A 14,927-nucleotide genomic window follows, 5' to 3' on the forward strand; every position below is an offset into this window, starting at 1 on the left:
AGGCGGCAAAACACGCGGCAACGGCCACTCGCCTACGTCACGGCGCTAGGCGCGATTGGTCTAGCGGCTTGCACTGTGGGCCCTGACTATCACGCGCCGCAAACGCAAAGTCCGGCGGCCTGGCGCGTCGATTCCGCCGATTCGTACTGGCACGCGGCGCAGCCTTCGCATGCGCCGCTCGATCCGCAGTGGTGGAAGGCGTTCGACAACGCCGAACTCGACGGTCTGGAAACTGCGGCGCTCGCCGAGAACCAGACGCTGCGCGTGGCCGTCGCGCACTACGCGCAGGCGCGCGCCACGCTCGCTTCGGTGTCGTCGCAGCAAAGCCCGCAGGTCGGGCTCGACGCGGGCCTCGCGCGCGAGCGCATCTCCGCGAATCGTCCGCTCACGAACTACGCGACGCCCAACACGTCGACCGTGCAGAACCAGGTCATCGTTGGCGCGACCGTGAGCTACGAACTGGATCTGTTCGGGCGCATCCGGCGCATGGTGGAGTCGGCGCAGGCATCGACGCAGCAGGCCGGCGACGATCTCGCCAACGCGCGCCTCGTGCTCACCGCCGAACTCGCCACCGACTATTTCGCCATGCGCGAACTCGACAATGAGATCGACGTGGTGAACCGCTCGGCGCAGTTGCAGCAAAAGGCGCTCGACTTCGTGACGGCGCAGCACGACCTCGGCGCGGTGTCGGGTCTGGAACTGCTACAGCAAAAAGCCCAGCTCGCTGCGACGCAAACCCAGGTGCATCTGCTCGAAAACCAGCGCCAGCAGGAGCAGAACGCCATTGCCGTGCTGGTCGGCAAGCCGGCGCCCGAATTCACGATTGCGCAGAAGGTCACGCCGCTGCCGGTGCCTGCGCTTCCCACAGGCTTGCCGAGCGAGTTGTTGCAGCGGCGGCCCGACGTGGCTTCTGCCGAGCGCGCGATGGCCGCGGCCAATGCGCAGATCGGCGTCGCGCGCTCGGCGTACTTTCCGGACATCACGCTCTCGCCGACCTTGGGCTGGGAATCGACGCGTTTTGGCGGCCTTTTTTCCGTGCCGAGTCTCATGTGGTCGGTGGGCGCGACGGCCAGCGAGGTGCTGTTCGACGGCGGCAAGCGCGCGGCGGGCGTGGATTTCGCGCAGGCCGGTTACGAATCGGCGCAGGCTTCGTATCGTCAGACTGTGCTCACCGCGTTCCAGGAGGTGCAAAATGCGGTAACGGGCCTTTCGGTGCTGGAGCGCGCATCGACCGATGGCCAGTCGGCGGTGGACGACGCACGCAAGTCCTTCGATCTCGCCAACGATCGCTATCAGGGCGGCCTCGTGGCGTTCATCGATGTGCTCAACGCGGAGCAGCAGTTGCTCGCGAGCGAGCGCCAGGAAGTGCAGATTCACGGCCAGCAGGCCGCCACGGTGGTTTTTCTTGCGAAGGCGCTGGGCGGCGGCTGGAGCGCCGACGATCGCGAGATGGCATGCAGCGCGGGCACGTGCCGCGAAGTGCCGAAGGCCGAGGGTCAAAGTCAGGTCGCGGGCAAGGGCTGAAAGCGGGGCATAAAGGCGGTTCATAAAAACGGGCTTGAGCGAGCCCGGCACCAGGGTATATAAAAGCGCGCAACGGCGGTCACGAGCCGCAGTGGCCGGCACCGCCAGGGCAGCGCGCGAAGAGGAGGGCGGGCATGAAAGTATTGGTTATCGAAGACGAGCGCAAGGTCGTCGACTACTTGCGCAGCGGACTCACGGAACAGGGCTGGGTCGTGGACGTCGCCATGGACGGCGAGGAAGGCGCGTGGATGGCCACGGAGTACGACTTCGACGTGATCGTGCTCGACGTGATGCTGCCGAAGCTCGACGGCTTCGGCGTGCTGCGCGCCGTGCGCGCGAAGAAGGACACGCCGGTCATCATGCTGACGGCGCGCGACCGCGTGGACGACCGCGTGCACGGCCTGCGCGACGGCGCCGACGACTATCTGACGAAGCCGTTCTCGTTTCTCGAACTCGTCGAGCGGCTGCGCGCGCTCACGCGGCGCGCGCGTACACAGGAATCCACGCTGATTTCGGTGGGCGATCTGCAGGTCGATCTCATCAGCCGCCGCGCGACGCGCGACGGCGTGCGCCTCGATCTTACGGCGAAGGAATTCCAGTTGCTTTCGGTGCTCGCGCGGCGGCGCGGCGAGATTCTCTCGAAGACGCTCATCACCGAGCTGGTCTGGGATGTGAACTTCGAAAGCAATGCGAACGTGGTGGAAACGGCGATCAAGCGGCTGCGCGCCAAGCTCGACGGTCCGCATGCGGCGAAACTGCTGCACACCATCCGCGGCATGGGCTACGTGCTCGAAGTGCGCGAGGAAGGAGGCCAGACGTCATGAAACGCTCGATCTCGCTGCGGCTTTCGGCGATGTTCGCAGCGGTGTCGCTCATCGTGTTCACGCTCACCGGCGCGGGTCTCTTCTTCCTGATGCAGCGCCAGCTTTTCAACGAGCTGCGCGAAACGCTCGACACGCGCGCACGCATTGCGAGCCTGATCGTTTCGCACGCACCGGATGTGCAGAAGTGGGCCTTCGTGCAGGAAAAGCTGCGCGATCTCTCGCCTGCGGATAGCCGCATGCATTACTACGTCGAAGGCCCCGATCCGCGCTTTCGTTTCGGCACGCCCATCGTCGGCAAGGTCACGGGCGACGTGGGTCCGAACCACGTGCTCGTGCGCCCGCCCGGCTGCAGCTACGACATCATCACGACGACCTTTATCGTGCCCGCGAGCGGCGATCGGCCCCAGGTGAAACTCGTGGTCGGCAGCGACTGCGTGCGCACCGAAGGCATGCTGCGGCGCTTTGGCATTGCGCTCGGCGTGCTGATCGCGCTGTCCACCATTGCGGTCGCGTTGCTGAGCCGCGCGGTCACGCGCTTCGGGCTGGCGCCGCTTACGCGCCTCTCGCGCGAGGCCTCGCAGTTGAGTCCGTCGAACCGGCGTCAGCGCCTGCATTCCGATGAACTGCCCGAGGAACTGCACGAACTCGCCACGTCGTTCAATGGCGCGCTCGAGCGTCTCGACAAGGCGTACGAGCGCCTCGAATCGTTCAACGCCGACGTGGCGCACGAACTGCGTACGCCGGTGAGCATCCTGATCGGTCAGACCCAGGTGGCGCTCACGCGCGACCGTTCGGTCGAGCAGCTGCAACAGACGCTGCAATCGAATCTTGAGGAATTCGAACGATTGCGCGTGATCGTGAACGACATGCTGTTCCTCTCGCGCAGCGATCGCGGCGAACGCGCGACCGACCTCACGGAAGTGTCGTTGCGCTCGGAGATCGAACGCATGCTCGATTTTCTCGAGATGCCGCTGGAAGAGGCGCAGCTTCGCGTGGAAGTGCAGGGCGATGCGCGCGCTTGGGTGAACACGTCGCTGATCGGCCGCGCCGTGAGCAATCTGTTCGTCAACGCAATCCAGCATTCGCAGCCGGGCACGACGCTGTGCGCCACCGTCGCGCCGCAGAACGGGCACGTCGAGATCGCCGTTTCGAATCCCGGCGAGCCGCTCGATCCGGTGACGCGCGAGCACATTTTCGACCGCTTCTACCGCATTCAGGAGGCGCGCTCGAACAGCCACGAAAATCACGGGCTCGGGCTTTCGATCGTCAAGGCTGTGGCGGAGATGCACGGCGGCACGGTGTTCGTGCGCAGCGCGGATGGCGTCAACACGTTCGGGTTTTCGGTGGCCGTGGACGGCGTCCACGCGACCGAAGTCCCCGTTGCTGGCATCTCACGCCAGGGCCGCGCCGGCTTGCCGCTGCACGTCTCGCCCTGATGTCGCGCTGATGTCGCCCTGAGGCGGGCTCGTTAGACCGGCTCGTCTTCGACGGGCGAGCTTTCGTTTTCGATGTTGTGCTGGTCCTTGCGCAGCAAGTCCCAGCAACTGATGAAGAGGGCCGCGACGAGCGGCCCGATCACAAAGCCGTTGATGCCCATGAGCGAAATGCCGCCGAGCGTCGAGATCAGCACGACCCAGTCGGGCAGGCGCGTGTCCTTGCCCACGAGCACCGGGCGCAGCACGTTGTCCACGGTGCCGATCACGACTGAGCCGAAGACGATGAGCCCGACGCCCTTCGCCACCGCGCCCGTGGAGAGGAAGTAGATCGCAATGGGCCCCCACACGAGCGCCGCGCCCACGGCGGGCAACAGCGAGAGCAGCATCATCACGAAGCCCCACAGCAGCGCGCCCTGAATGCCGAGCACCCAGAGCGCAATGCCGCCCAGCCCGCCCTGTACGACCGCCACCGCCACGTTGCCCTTCACGGTTGCGCGGATCACCGTCGTGAACTTGCGCATGAGATGCAGCTTGTGCTGTTCGTCGAGCGGAATGGCCTCGCGCACGAGTCGCGAAATGTCGCGGCCGTCGCGCACGAGGAAAAAGAACAGATAGAGCATCACGCCGAAGCTCACGATGAATTGCAGCGTGTTCTGCCCGAAGGAGAGTGCGCGCGTGGCCACGAACTGGCTGATCTGCGCGGCGCCCGCCGAAAGCCGCTGCTGTAGCCCCGGCAGATCCATGAGGTCGTAGCGCGCGAGCAGGTTCTGGATCGACACGGGCATGGCATGGACGATCTGCGTGAAATACGCGCCGAAGTCGAGGCTGCCGCTGCGCACCTGCTGATACGCCGAGGCGACCTGCTGCACCAGCGTGGCCGTCACTAGCGTGAGCGGAAAGATCACGATGACGAGGCAAATCGTGAGTGTGATGAGCGCGGCGATATTGCGCCGCCGCCCGAGCCGCGCGACGAGCCGGCGCTGCACGGGCTGGAAGATCAACGCGAGTATGGCGCCCCAGAGCACCGTGCTGAAGAACGGCGCGAGGATGAAGCAAAGCGCGATGGACACCGCGAACAGCAGCAAATAGAACGATGTCTGGTGGAGGTGCTTGTTGCCTTCCATGTGCGATGAATTCCGGTTAAAGCCGTCTGGCGGATGCAGCGCGCGGGGTGGCCGCAGTCTGGTCGCCGCGAGTTCTCAATGTGCGCCTACGAGCCGCACGCGCGTGATTTCCGAAGGCGCGCCAAGACGCTTGGGCGGCCCCCAGTACCCCGTCCCGCGGCTCGTGTACACCCAGAGGCTGCCGAGCTTTTCGAGACCTGCCGTGAACGGCTGCTGCAACCGCACGAGAAAATTCCACGGGAAGATCTGGCCGCCGTGCGTGTGGCCGGAGAGTTGCAGTGTGAAGCCTGCGTCGGCGGCGGCGTGGGCCGTGCGCGGCTGATGCGCGAGCAGCACGCGCGTGTTGACGTCGGCGGGCGCGCCGCGCAGTGCTGCGGCCGGATCGCTGCGGTGCGCGGGATCGAACTGACCGCCCGTGTAGTCGGTCACGCCGGCCAGCACGAGCCGCGCGCCGCCATGCTCGATCACCACGTGCTGGTTCATCAGCACAGTGAGGCCGATGCGGCGGAACTCGGCGACCCAGGCGTCCGCGCCCGAGTAGTACTCGTGGTTGCCCGTTACGAGATAGACGCCGTGATGCGCATCGAGCCTGGCGAGCGGCGCCGTGTGGGGCGCGAGATGCGCCACGCTGCCGTCCACCACGTCGCCCGTGATCGCGACTACGTCGGCGTCGAGCTGGTTCACGGCGCGCACGATGGCGTCGACGTAGCCGTGCTTGATGGTCGGCCCGACGTGGATGTCGCTCAACTGCACGATGGTGAAGCCGTCGAGGGCAGCGGGCAGGCCGCGAATCGGCACCTCGACGTTGCGCACGCGCGCACGCCGGCGCGCGTTGAAGAAGCCGAACCCGGAGGAGAGGAACGCCAGCGCGATCACCGTGGCGGCGCTCACGGTGCGCCAGCCGGCAAGATCGATCGAGCGTGGCCACAGCGCTTCGACGGTCATGGCCGAGGCGAGCACGATGTCGCGCGCGATCGTCAGCATGAGCAGCGACGAGAAGAATCCCATGGCGAGCATGCCGATCCAGGCGAGGCGGTCGCCGAGCGGCTGACGCTTGAAGCGCCGCGCGAGCATGCCAGGCGGGATGAACAGCACTGAGAGCACGAGCCACAGCACGGCGAGCCATTTGCCGGTGGCCGCAACGGGCAGGTCGGGAATCAGGCGAAAACCGACATAAACGTGCAGCAGCACGCCGATGGCGATGAAGCGGACCAGAAACGAGAGTCGGGGCATGGCGGCGCGAACGGATGGGAGCAGACCGACGTGGATTGGCGTGCCGCGCGCTGGCGTACCGGCTACGGCGCACTGCAGCAAAGCCCAACCAGCAAGGCCCGGTCGAACACCTGCCGAACGGGGCGGCGCAGGTGGCTGCGTTGCATTTTACCGGTGCAGCAGACTTCGTGCCGGTAGGCGGCGGTGTTTGGCGCGCTCGCATGCTGCGATGCGCCATGGAAGGGTTTATCGATTACGCATCGACATACATGCATGCCTGTATGCATAGGCCTTGGCGCTTTACCGCGACGGCGTGTGGCACTGCGGCATTTCCCTGGATTGCCAGCGCGATCCCACTCGTCGCACTATGTTCTCGTGGGGCCGGGCGCACTCTATTAAACGTCCATTGAATCGGCCCTTGCGATGGACTATGCTCGAAATGAGGCCCGCGCGGTTTCGGGCGCTCTGGGGGAGACGGATCATGAAAGGTATCCGGCCGGTCGTACATGGGCTGCATGAGGGTCTGCATGGTCGTCACGTCGGGCACGAGGGCAGCCATGTCATGCTGCCGATGGTCGGGCTCTCGCTCATGGCCATCGCGTTGTATATCGCGGTCAAGCACATCGATATCCCCGACATTGGCCGAAGCGCGTTATTCGACGTCGTGATGGTGTTCGTTGCGCTCGGTATTGCGGGCATGTTCGGCGTGCTGGGCGCATGGCTGCGCTCGCGCACCACCGACGAACCCGCCGAAGGCTTCTGCTTCGTCGGCGCGCTCATTGGTGCGGCGGTGTTCTACATCGCGCTGCTCACCTGATTCGCTTGCCGCAGTTTCTGCTGATTCGCTGTCGGTTTACAGTTGATTCGCTGTCCTGCGCAAAGCGACAGCGCGCGGCGGCCGGGTCCGCGCCATGCGAAACTGTATGTATTCCCGCTCGATTGAAGCTCTCCAGATGTTCGATCTTTTCGACGATACGCCTGCCCCCGACGTGGCCTGGCATCCGTCATGGCTCGCGCCTGCGGCGGCCGCCGAGGCGCTCGCGCGCATCATCGCCGAGGCCGACTGGCGCCAGGAACGCATCCGTACGCCCGGCGGCTGGGTGGACCAACCGCGCCTCACGGCCTGGCAGGGCGACGAAGGCGCTGTGTATGTCTATTCAGGCATCCGAAACATCCCACAACCGTGGACACGCCGGGTCGCCGAACTGCGCGACGCCATTTCGGCGCTTTGCGGCGTGCGCTTTAACAGCGTGCTGCTCAACCGCTACCGCACGGGCACGGACAGCATGGGCTGGCACGCGGACCACGAACCCGAACTCGGCCCCGAGCCGGTGATCGCTTCGCTGAGCCTTGGCGCGACGCGGCGCTTCGATTTGCGTCACAACGCGACGGGCGTGGTGCGATCTTTCCAGCTGACGAGCGGCAGCCTGCTCGTGATGCAGGGCAGGACCCAGGCGCAGTGGCGGCATCGCGTGCCGAAGGAGCCTGCCGTGGGCGGCGAGCGTGTGAATCTCACGTTTCGCGTGATAACGCCTGGTTTGCGTAAATAGGCTTCATTTTCGCTGAAAATGGCGGGAAGATCGCTGATTTTCTGTGCGGTGATTACGCGTCCGCGAGTGCTTTCGCGTTAATAATCAAATAAGAATTTATGCGCATAAACGCCAAAGACGGCGTTGGCGATGCGCTCAGACATCCTCGCCGAGCCGCCGCCGCACGATCGCAACGAGACGCTCCAGCGGCAAACCCGAGCCCGCGAGCGCGGCCACCTCGGGATACTGCTCGCGCGCAATGTCCGTCAGCACCTGGCCGGGCGGCGCCTCGACCAGCACGCTCGCGCCCGACTCGATCATGACCGTGAGCGCGTCGTACCAGCGCACCGTGTAGCGCATATTGGTCGCGAGATCGGCGCGGATGGCGTCGGCGTTGTAGAGCGGCCGGCCGCCGCGATTGTCGACGTATACGCCACGCGGCGCGCGTATGGGAATGTCGCGCGCCCACTCGGTGAGCGATTCAGCGGCGCCGGCCAATAGCTCGCAATGCGAAGGAACGGCGACTGCGAGCCGTTGCGCCTTGCGCGCGCCAGCGGCGAGTGCGCGCGCTGCGAAGCCTTCGAGCGCGGCATCGGCGCCGGCCACGACGATCTGACGCGGCGCGTTAACGTTTGCCACGTAGACGCGTGAGCCGCCCTCGTGTGCATGCGTATTCGCGAGCGTTTCCACCTGCGTTTCGCTCAGCCCCGCAACGGCGGTGAGGCCATAGCCCGATGGCCAAGCGTTTTCCATCAGCTCGGCGCGCTTGCGCACCATGTGTAGCGCGTCGCTAAACGCCAGAGCGTCGCAGCTCACCGCGGCCGCATAAGCGCCCACGGAAAGCCCTGCGCTGAACTGGGGCACGAGGCCTTCTTGTGCCATTGCGCGCGCAACGGCTACGCCCGCAACCGTGAGGCCGATCTGAACGGCAACCGTGGAACGCAAGGCGTCGTCGCTATCGAGCGTGAGGACGTCGAAGCCGAGCGCAGCCGACGCCTCGTCGAGCGTCGCCCGCACCGCGTCGTGCTGCGGCAGCTTGTGCAGAAAGCCTGTGCTTTGCGCGCCCTGGCCGGGAAAGAGCAGGGCGAGCGTCATGGCGCTTGCCAGGGGTCGGCGATGCGCTGCGCGCCGCTGGAAGCGCGCGCCAGCACGCGCGGCTTGTGCGCCGCAAGTTCGGCGAGCGCGACGCCGCCTGCGGGCGTTTCGAGCTGCGCGTCGATGCGTGTGCCGGCGCGGCTGGCGGCTTGCGCGAGCGTTTGCGCAAGCGTGTCGATCGCCGCGCGCGAGATGCGTTGCGGCAGGCGAATCAGGATGTCGAGATCGCTCGAAGCCGTGAGGGTGGGAACACCCGTGGCGAGTTCGAAACCGGCGCTGCCTGTGGGGCCCCAAACATGATTGCGCAGCGGCGAGGCGGTTGCGCGCAGGGTAGCGAGCGCGATGAACGCGGGCAGTGCGCGGCGTGTGCTCAGTGGCTCAACGTCGCGAAGATCCTCCGGGCTGGAAGATGATTCGATATCCTCAGTATTGAGCCATGTTCCGAAACGCTCGGAACGTACGCAGCCGCGCACACCCACCGCCACAAAACCCGCCGCCGCACACGTGCGCCGCACGACGACCCAAGGCGCACGAGCGAGCGCGCCGCGTACCCAGTCCGGCTCGTTGTCGGAAGGCGCGAGACGCGCGACGCGAAGCAGATCGTGCGCGCGCCAGCGCGCATCATCCACGCGCGGCGCGTCGGCGGCAAACGGCGGGGCCGCGCACGCGCGCATCAGCTAGCGTCCCACTGTTGTGCCAGGCGCTTGCGCACTTCAATCGACGCTGCGCGCGTACGCTGCGCCGACTCGCCTTGCAGACGATGCGCGAGGCCGCTCTTGTCGTTGCGCGCTTCCCGCACTTTCTGCGCGAGCACATCGCGCACGCGTGCGATCTGCGCGTCGCTGGGCGCGTCCGCATCGACGCCTTCGATCAGCTCGTCGAGCAAACCGAGCTTCGCGAACGACGCCATCGAATACGACATCGGCACGATCTTTTCGCCAAGCTCGTCGAGGTCCTCGACGCTGCGCCGCGTGACGCGCGCAGCGGCTTCCTTGCCCATCGCGTGGACCATCGTGCCAGGCGCGTCGAGCGCAACGATGCGATTGGCCTGATAGCCGTGCGCGAGAAACGCGCCCGACATGGCGGGCCCGACGATCAGCGCCACCACGGGATGCCCCGCGAGCCGCGCGCTCGCGTAGGCGTCAACGGCCGAGGCGCACGCGAGGTGAATGCCGAGCATCTCTTCACGATAGCCGTAGGCCTGGCTCTTCACGTCCACGATCGCGATGATGGGGCGGCGCTTGCCGCTCGCCGCGTCTTCGGCAATCGCTTCGCGCACGGCCTTCGCGAGCCCCCAGCCTTGTTCGAGGCCAACCACGTTGTCGCGCGCGCGTGGAAAGCGGTTCGTGGGATCGGGCGCAACGGTGATGAAGCGCGCGGCCTCGCCCTCGAGCGGCGCGTCGGCGTATTGCACGCATGCGCCCTTTGATTCGCCACTCGCGAGGGCGCGCAGCCAGCGTGTGCCGCGGCTCGTCGTCGTGTCGTTCATGCGTTTTCTCCGCTCAGGTTCAGGGGCGAAGCGGTAAACACCGCGCGCATCGTTTCAGGGGTGACGCTGGCGGGATCGATCTGGGCGAGTTTCGCGAGCGTGGCATCGACATCCGCCGAGCGCGGCGTGCGCGGCGCGCTTTGTGCAAATGCAGCGCGCACCGCGGTGCGCACGTCGTCCACGGCGTCTTCGACGAGCGCGTCGGCGAAACCGGTCTGCGCGCGTTGCTCGCCGCCGATCAGTTGCCACACCTGCCGGCGGTCGCTCGAATCGAGTTCCTCGATGCCGGCTTCCTGCTCGATCACCTCCGGTCCATTCATGCCGAGGCGGCCTTGCTTCGTCATCACGAGCGTTGAACACAGGGCTGCCGCGAGCGACATGCCGCCAAAGCAGCCCACCATGCCCGCGATCACGCCAACCACGGGTACGTGAGCGCGCAACGCGACGATGGCCGACTGGATCTCCGCAATCACGGCGAGGCCGAGATTGGCTTCCTGCAGCCGCACGCCACCGGTTTCGAACAGGATGATCGGCCGCACGATCTTGCCGCGCTCGCAGTCGGCGAGTGCGAGTTCGAGTGCGGCGGCTATCTTGCTGCCCGACACTTCGCCGATGCTGCCGCCCTGGAATGCCGATTCGATCGCGGCCACCACAGCCGGCTGGCCGTCGATGGTGCCGCGCGCGATCACCGCGCCGTCGTCGGCCTGGCAGACGATGCCCTGCAACGGCAGCCACGGCGATTCAATACGGTCGAACGGTCCGAGCAGTTCGCGGAACGTGCCCGCGTCCAGCACGGCGGTTGCGCGCTCGCGCGCGCTCAATTCGATAAAGCTCTCGCGCAGCAGCGCGCCGGGCGTCAGTTGATTAGTTCTGCTCATGACTGCGCTCCCTGCGCTGCTTCGACGGCTTCCGCGAGCCGCAGCGCCACCACGCCGGGCGTGGCGCCGAAGTCGTTGATCTCGATGAGCGCCGCGCCGTCATAGCGCGTGAAGAAGCGGTCGAGCACGCTCTTCCAGATGTGGCTGTAGCCATCCACGCTCGTATGCACGACCACGCGCGCCTTCATGTCGCTGGCGGGCTGCAGCAGCACTTCGAGGTCGCCCGAGCCCACCACGCCCACATGGGCGCGCGTCGTCACGGCGCGTTGCGCCGGGTAGTCGAATGTCAGTTGTTCCATGAAACCGTCCTCCCGCCCATGCGGTGCTGAACCAGTCTGTCGATGAAGAGCGTCGCGGCGAGCAGATCGGCCGCGCCACCCGGCGATGCGTTGAGTGCGAGCAACGCGCGTTCGAGTGTGTCGAACGCGGCGCGGCCCGCTTGCGTGGCGACGCCGCCCGCGTCGCGCACGCGCTGCGCGCCCACTTGCGCGGCTTCGCGCCCGGCGAGGCCTGCGCGATGCAGCACGCAGGTATCGTCGAGCGAGGCCATGATCGCGAGCAAGGCGTCCACGCGCGCGTGTGCCTCGTCGTGGCCTTGCGCACGCGCGGCGTAGAGCGCGGGCAGTCCCACGCGCACGACGTGCGGAAAGCCTTCTTGCGCTTCGCTGCGCGCGCCGCCTACGTTGTAGCGCTGGCGCACGCGTTCGCCGTTGCTTTGCGCGGGTTGCGCGAGCATGTCCTCGTAGCGCGCGATCTGCGCAGCGGTTTCGCAGATGTGCGCCGAGTGAGCGTAAGCGCTGTCGTCGCTGCCAGGCGTATGCACGATCGCCGCGCCCGCCACGAGCAGACCGACGATCCAGATCGCGCCGCGATGCGCATTGCTGCCTTGCGTCGCGCGCATCATCGCGGCTTCACCGGCGCGGCCGATGCGCGCGAGATCGGTGCGCAGCGCCGTGCCGGGCGCGGCCCCGCGTGAAGCGCGCGCGAGCGCTTCGAACGTGGGCTCGAGCGCGTGCGCCGAGCGCAGCATCGTCGCGAGATCGAGATCGTTGTGCGCGCCACTACCGCGTGCGTCTACAAGTGCGGGCTTGGGCGTGAGGCGCGCCTCTTCGATCAGCGCGTCGCGTGCGAAGCGAGCGAGTTGCGCATCGGAGGAGGGCAGCCGCGCGTCGCCAGCGTACGGGACACGCCGCGCAAGACCCGCCGAGCCCTCGGCAAGCACCGTAAAAGGAAGCGTGCGCATCGCGCTTACCAGCTACGGAATCGAGCGGGCGGCGTGTAGAGCCCGCCCGACCACGTCACCAGATCGTCGATGCTGCGCGCCGCGAGCAGCGAGCGCTTGGCCTCGCCGCGCAGAATGCCGAGATCTTCGGGGAACTGTACGATGCCGCGGCGACGCAGTTCGTCTGTTTTCTGCTGCTGCGCGCGCAGGCCGATCGGCGTCACGCCCGCCACTGCCGCAAGCGCGGCGCGGCGCTCGTCGATGCCTTCTGCGCGATGCAGGTGCGCAATGCCCTCCTCGGTCACGACATGGCTCACGTCGTCTCCGTAGATCATCACGGGCGCAACGGGCATGCCGCTCTTCTGGCCTACGGCGATGGCGTCGAGTTCGTCGACGAACGTCGGCTCGCCGCCTTTCTTCCAGGTTTCCGCCAGTTGCACCACGAGCTTTTGGCCGCGCGAAACAGGACCGTTGTCCTTGAGCAGCTTGAGCCACGCTTCGCTCGCATGACGCCGCCCGCGCGGATCGTGGCCCATGTTCGGCGCGCCGCCGAAGCCCGCGAGCCGGCCACGCGTGACGGTGGACGAATTCGCATCCGCGTCGATTTGCAACGTCGAGCCGATGAAGAGATCCACGGCATATTGCCCCGCGAGCTGGCACAGCACGCGGTTCGAGCGCAAGCTGCCGTCGCTGCCGGTGAAGAACACATCGGGCCGCGCGGCGATATAGGCTTCCATGCCCACTTCGCTGCCGAAGCAATGCACGCTTTCCACCCAGCCCGATTCGATGGCGGGAATCAGCGTGGGGTGCGGGTTGAGCGTCCAGTTGCGACAGATCTTGCCCTTGAGGCCGAGCGATTCGCCATACGTGGGCAGCAGCAATTCGATCGCGGCGGTGTCAAAGCCAATGCCATGATTGAGCGACGAGATGCCATAGGGCGCGTAAATGCCCTTGATGACCATCATCGCGGTGAGCACCTGCAGGTCGCCGATATGACGCGGATCGCGCGTAAAGAGCGGCTCGACCGCGAACGGCCGGTCGGCCTGCACCACCACGTCGACCCACGAGCCGGGAATGTCCACGCGCGGCAGTTCGTCGACGATTTCGTTCACCTGAACGATCACGATACCCTGGCTGAAAGCTGCGGCCTCGGCGATGGTCGGCGTGTCTTCGGTGTTCGGGCCGGTGTACAGGTTGCCGTGACGGTCGGCCTTCTCGGCGCACAGCAGCGCGACCTGGGGAATCAGGTCCACGAACATGCGCGCGTACAGCTCCACATAAGTATGGATCGCGCCCACTTCGAGCTGGCCGTCTTCGAGCAGTTGCGCCACACGCAGGCTCTGCGGTCCCGCGAACGCGAAGTCCACGCGGTGCGCAATGCCGCGCTCGAACAGCGTGAGATGCTCGGGGCGGCTGATGCTCGAAATCAGCAGGTGAACGTTATTGACCTTGGCCGGATCGGCCTTTGCCAGCGAGCGCGAGAGGAAGTCGGCCTGCTTCTGGTTGTCGCCTTCGAGCGCGACGCGATCACCTGGGCGGATCAGCAGTTCGAGCGCATCGGTCATGCGCGAGGTGGGCAGGACGCCGTCTTCGAGCCAGCCCGATACGGCGGCGAGGCGGCGGGCCTTTTCGTCGCGGCGCGTGGTCCACGAACGCGGCGCGAGGTCAGGGGAGTTTTGCGTATCAGCTTGAGGCTTCATCGGCAGTTCGGCTCCGTGAGCGGGAAGAGGCGGCGCGTGGCTTTGGGGCGGCAGTTTGCACAGCAGGAGGTGCCGCCGGCAGCACGGCGCGCTCGGTCAGGAAACGGTAGATGAGTTCGCCCGTGCCGAGCAGGTGCTCGGCCACGAGCTTTTGCGCGGTGGGCACGTCGCCGCGCTTCACGGCGGCAAGAATTTCGGCATGCTCACTATCGGATTCGCCCTTGTATTCGGGAAAGCCGAATTTCAGGCGCAGATAACGTTCACCGCGGCGATGGAGCGCGGTGAGCATCTCCATCAATTGAGGGCGGCCGGCGGGCGCGTAGAGGTTCATATGGAAAGCCTCGTTGCGCGCGACATAGAGCGACGGATCGCGTTCGCGCTTCGCGGCGGCGGCCAGCGCGGTCACTTCGCGCAGCGTGGCGCTCGTGTGATTCGGAATGGCGAGGCCTAGCGCGAGGCTTTCGAGCGCGGAGCGGATCTCGTAGATCTCGCGCGCTTCGTCGGCGGATAGCGAGGCCACGCTCGCGCCCTTGTTCACCTCGATCTTCGCCCAGCCTTCGCTCGCGAGCTGGCGCAGCGCCTCGCGCACGGGGATGGCGCTGACCGAAAAGTGTCGCGCGATCGCGTCCTGACGCAGCGGCGCGTTGGGCGCGAGCTTGCCCTCGACGATCGCGCTGCGCAAGGCGTCGGCGATCATGCGCGAGGTGCTGGTGCGGGGCGCGGCAGCGCCTTCCAGGGGAAAACCATTCGTTGCGTCGCTCATGAGATCAAATATTATATATAAAACGACCAAGGCGAAAGCCTCGAAAACCCGCAACACAGAAACACCAGTTTCACTATAGACGGGTAAGAAGAACGGGGGCTTACAGGGAGTTCCTGAAGAGGGCCGGCACT

The 14,927-nt window shown here is 66.3% G+C and carries 15 protein-coding genes; 5 read left to right on the plus strand and 10 right to left on the minus strand.

All coding sequences use genetic code 11. The annotated features are described in order from the left end of the window. Positions 1–54 precede the first annotated feature (54 nt). The 3 genes from VSR72_RS18185 (at position 55) to VSR72_RS18195 (ending at position 3,784) form a co-directional block, all read left to right on the plus strand. Positions 55–1,524 carry an efflux transporter outer membrane subunit gene (locus VSR72_RS18185; protein WP_342953958.1) on the plus strand — a complete coding sequence of 490 codons (1,470 nt, stop codon included), beginning with the start codon at positions 55–57 and terminating at the stop codon, positions 1,522–1,524. A 134-nt stretch (positions 1,525–1,658) separates the two neighbouring features. Then, entirely contained in the window at positions 1,659–2,348 is a 690-nt protein-coding gene (locus tag VSR72_RS18190; RefSeq protein ID WP_342953743.1) for a heavy metal response regulator transcription factor, read from the plus strand. Next, a complete protein-coding gene (locus tag VSR72_RS18195; protein WP_342953744.1) occupies positions 2,345–3,784 on the plus strand; it encodes a heavy metal sensor histidine kinase in 1,440 nt (479 codons plus the stop codon). The genes VSR72_RS18190 and VSR72_RS18195 overlap by 4 nt, the downstream gene beginning before the upstream one ends. A 32-nt stretch (positions 3,785–3,816) precedes the next feature. Here the strand turns inward: VSR72_RS18195 and VSR72_RS18200 are convergent, their stop codons facing one another. Both VSR72_RS18200 and VSR72_RS18205 read right to left on the minus strand, forming a co-directional pair. After that, entirely contained in the window at positions 3,817–4,908 is a 1,092-nt protein-coding gene (locus VSR72_RS18200; protein ID WP_342953745.1) for an AI-2E family transporter, read from the minus strand. A 75-nt stretch (positions 4,909–4,983) separates the two neighbouring features. Continuing rightward, positions 4,984–6,141, minus strand: a complete 1,158-nt coding sequence (locus tag VSR72_RS18205) for a metallophosphoesterase (RefSeq protein ID WP_342953746.1) — start codon at positions 6,139–6,141, stop codon at positions 4,984–4,986. Positions 6,142–6,601: 460 nt separating this feature from the next. Between VSR72_RS18205 and VSR72_RS18210 the strand changes: the two genes are divergently transcribed. Both VSR72_RS18210 and VSR72_RS18215 read left to right on the plus strand, forming a co-directional pair. Then, positions 6,602–6,937, plus strand: coding sequence for a hypothetical protein (locus tag VSR72_RS18210; protein ID WP_342953747.1), 336 nt, complete (start codon positions 6,602–6,604; stop codon positions 6,935–6,937). A 136-nt stretch (positions 6,938–7,073) separates the two neighbouring features. Then, on the plus strand, positions 7,074–7,670 hold the full coding sequence (locus VSR72_RS18215) for an alpha-ketoglutarate-dependent dioxygenase AlkB (RefSeq protein WP_342953748.1): 597 nt from the start codon (positions 7,074–7,076) through the stop codon (positions 7,668–7,670). Positions 7,671–7,805: 135 nt separating this feature from the next. On the opposite strand, the gene mdcH is transcribed toward VSR72_RS18215, so the two are convergent. Genes mdcH through VSR72_RS18255 form a run of 8 tightly spaced genes read right to left on the minus strand, consistent with a single transcriptional unit; the run spans position 7,806 to position 14,796 of the window. Next, positions 7,806–8,744 carry a malonate decarboxylase subunit epsilon gene (mdcH, locus tag VSR72_RS18220; protein WP_342953749.1) on the minus strand — a complete coding sequence of 313 codons (939 nt, stop codon included), beginning with the start codon at positions 8,742–8,744 and terminating at the stop codon, positions 7,806–7,808. After that, positions 8,741–9,418 carry a malonate decarboxylase holo-ACP synthase gene (locus tag VSR72_RS18225; protein ID WP_342953750.1) on the minus strand — a complete coding sequence of 226 codons (678 nt, stop codon included), beginning with the start codon at positions 9,416–9,418 and terminating at the stop codon, positions 8,741–8,743. Before VSR72_RS18225 ends, mdcH begins: the two co-directional genes overlap by 4 nt. Then, positions 9,418–10,233, minus strand: coding sequence for a biotin-independent malonate decarboxylase subunit gamma (mdcE, locus tag VSR72_RS18230; protein WP_342953751.1), 816 nt, complete (start codon positions 10,231–10,233; stop codon positions 9,418–9,420). The genes VSR72_RS18225 and mdcE overlap by 1 nt, the downstream gene beginning before the upstream one ends. After that, positions 10,230–11,111, minus strand: a complete 882-nt coding sequence (locus VSR72_RS18235; RefSeq protein ID WP_342953752.1) for a biotin-independent malonate decarboxylase subunit beta — start codon at positions 11,109–11,111, stop codon at positions 10,230–10,232. Before VSR72_RS18235 ends, mdcE begins: the two co-directional genes overlap by 4 nt. After that, the gene (locus tag VSR72_RS18240) at positions 11,108–11,410 is read right to left on the minus strand and encodes a malonate decarboxylase subunit delta (protein ID WP_342953753.1); all 303 of its coding nucleotides are present in this window, start codon (positions 11,408–11,410) and stop codon (positions 11,108–11,110) included. The genes VSR72_RS18235 and VSR72_RS18240 overlap by 4 nt, the downstream gene beginning before the upstream one ends. After that, positions 11,398–12,354 (minus strand): triphosphoribosyl-dephospho-CoA synthase, encoded by a 957-nt coding sequence (locus tag VSR72_RS18245; protein WP_342953754.1) that lies wholly within the window; start codon positions 12,352–12,354, stop codon positions 11,398–11,400. The genes VSR72_RS18240 and VSR72_RS18245 overlap by 13 nt, the downstream gene beginning before the upstream one ends. A gap of 5 nt (positions 12,355–12,359) precedes the next feature. Next, complete coding sequence (gene mdcA / locus VSR72_RS18250) at positions 12,360–14,033, minus strand: malonate decarboxylase subunit alpha (RefSeq protein ID WP_342953755.1); 1,674 nt, start codon at positions 14,031–14,033, stop codon at positions 12,360–12,362. Continuing rightward, positions 14,017–14,796 (minus strand): GntR family transcriptional regulator, encoded by a 780-nt coding sequence (locus VSR72_RS18255; RefSeq protein ID WP_342953756.1) that lies wholly within the window; start codon positions 14,794–14,796, stop codon positions 14,017–14,019. The genes mdcA and VSR72_RS18255 overlap by 17 nt, the downstream gene beginning before the upstream one ends. Positions 14,797–14,927: the final 131 nt, after the last annotated feature.

Origin of the sequence: Paraburkholderia sp. JHI869 (assembly GCF_038900775.1) — a bacterium.
Classification (GTDB): domain Bacteria; phylum Pseudomonadota; class Gammaproteobacteria; order Burkholderiales; family Burkholderiaceae; genus Paraburkholderia.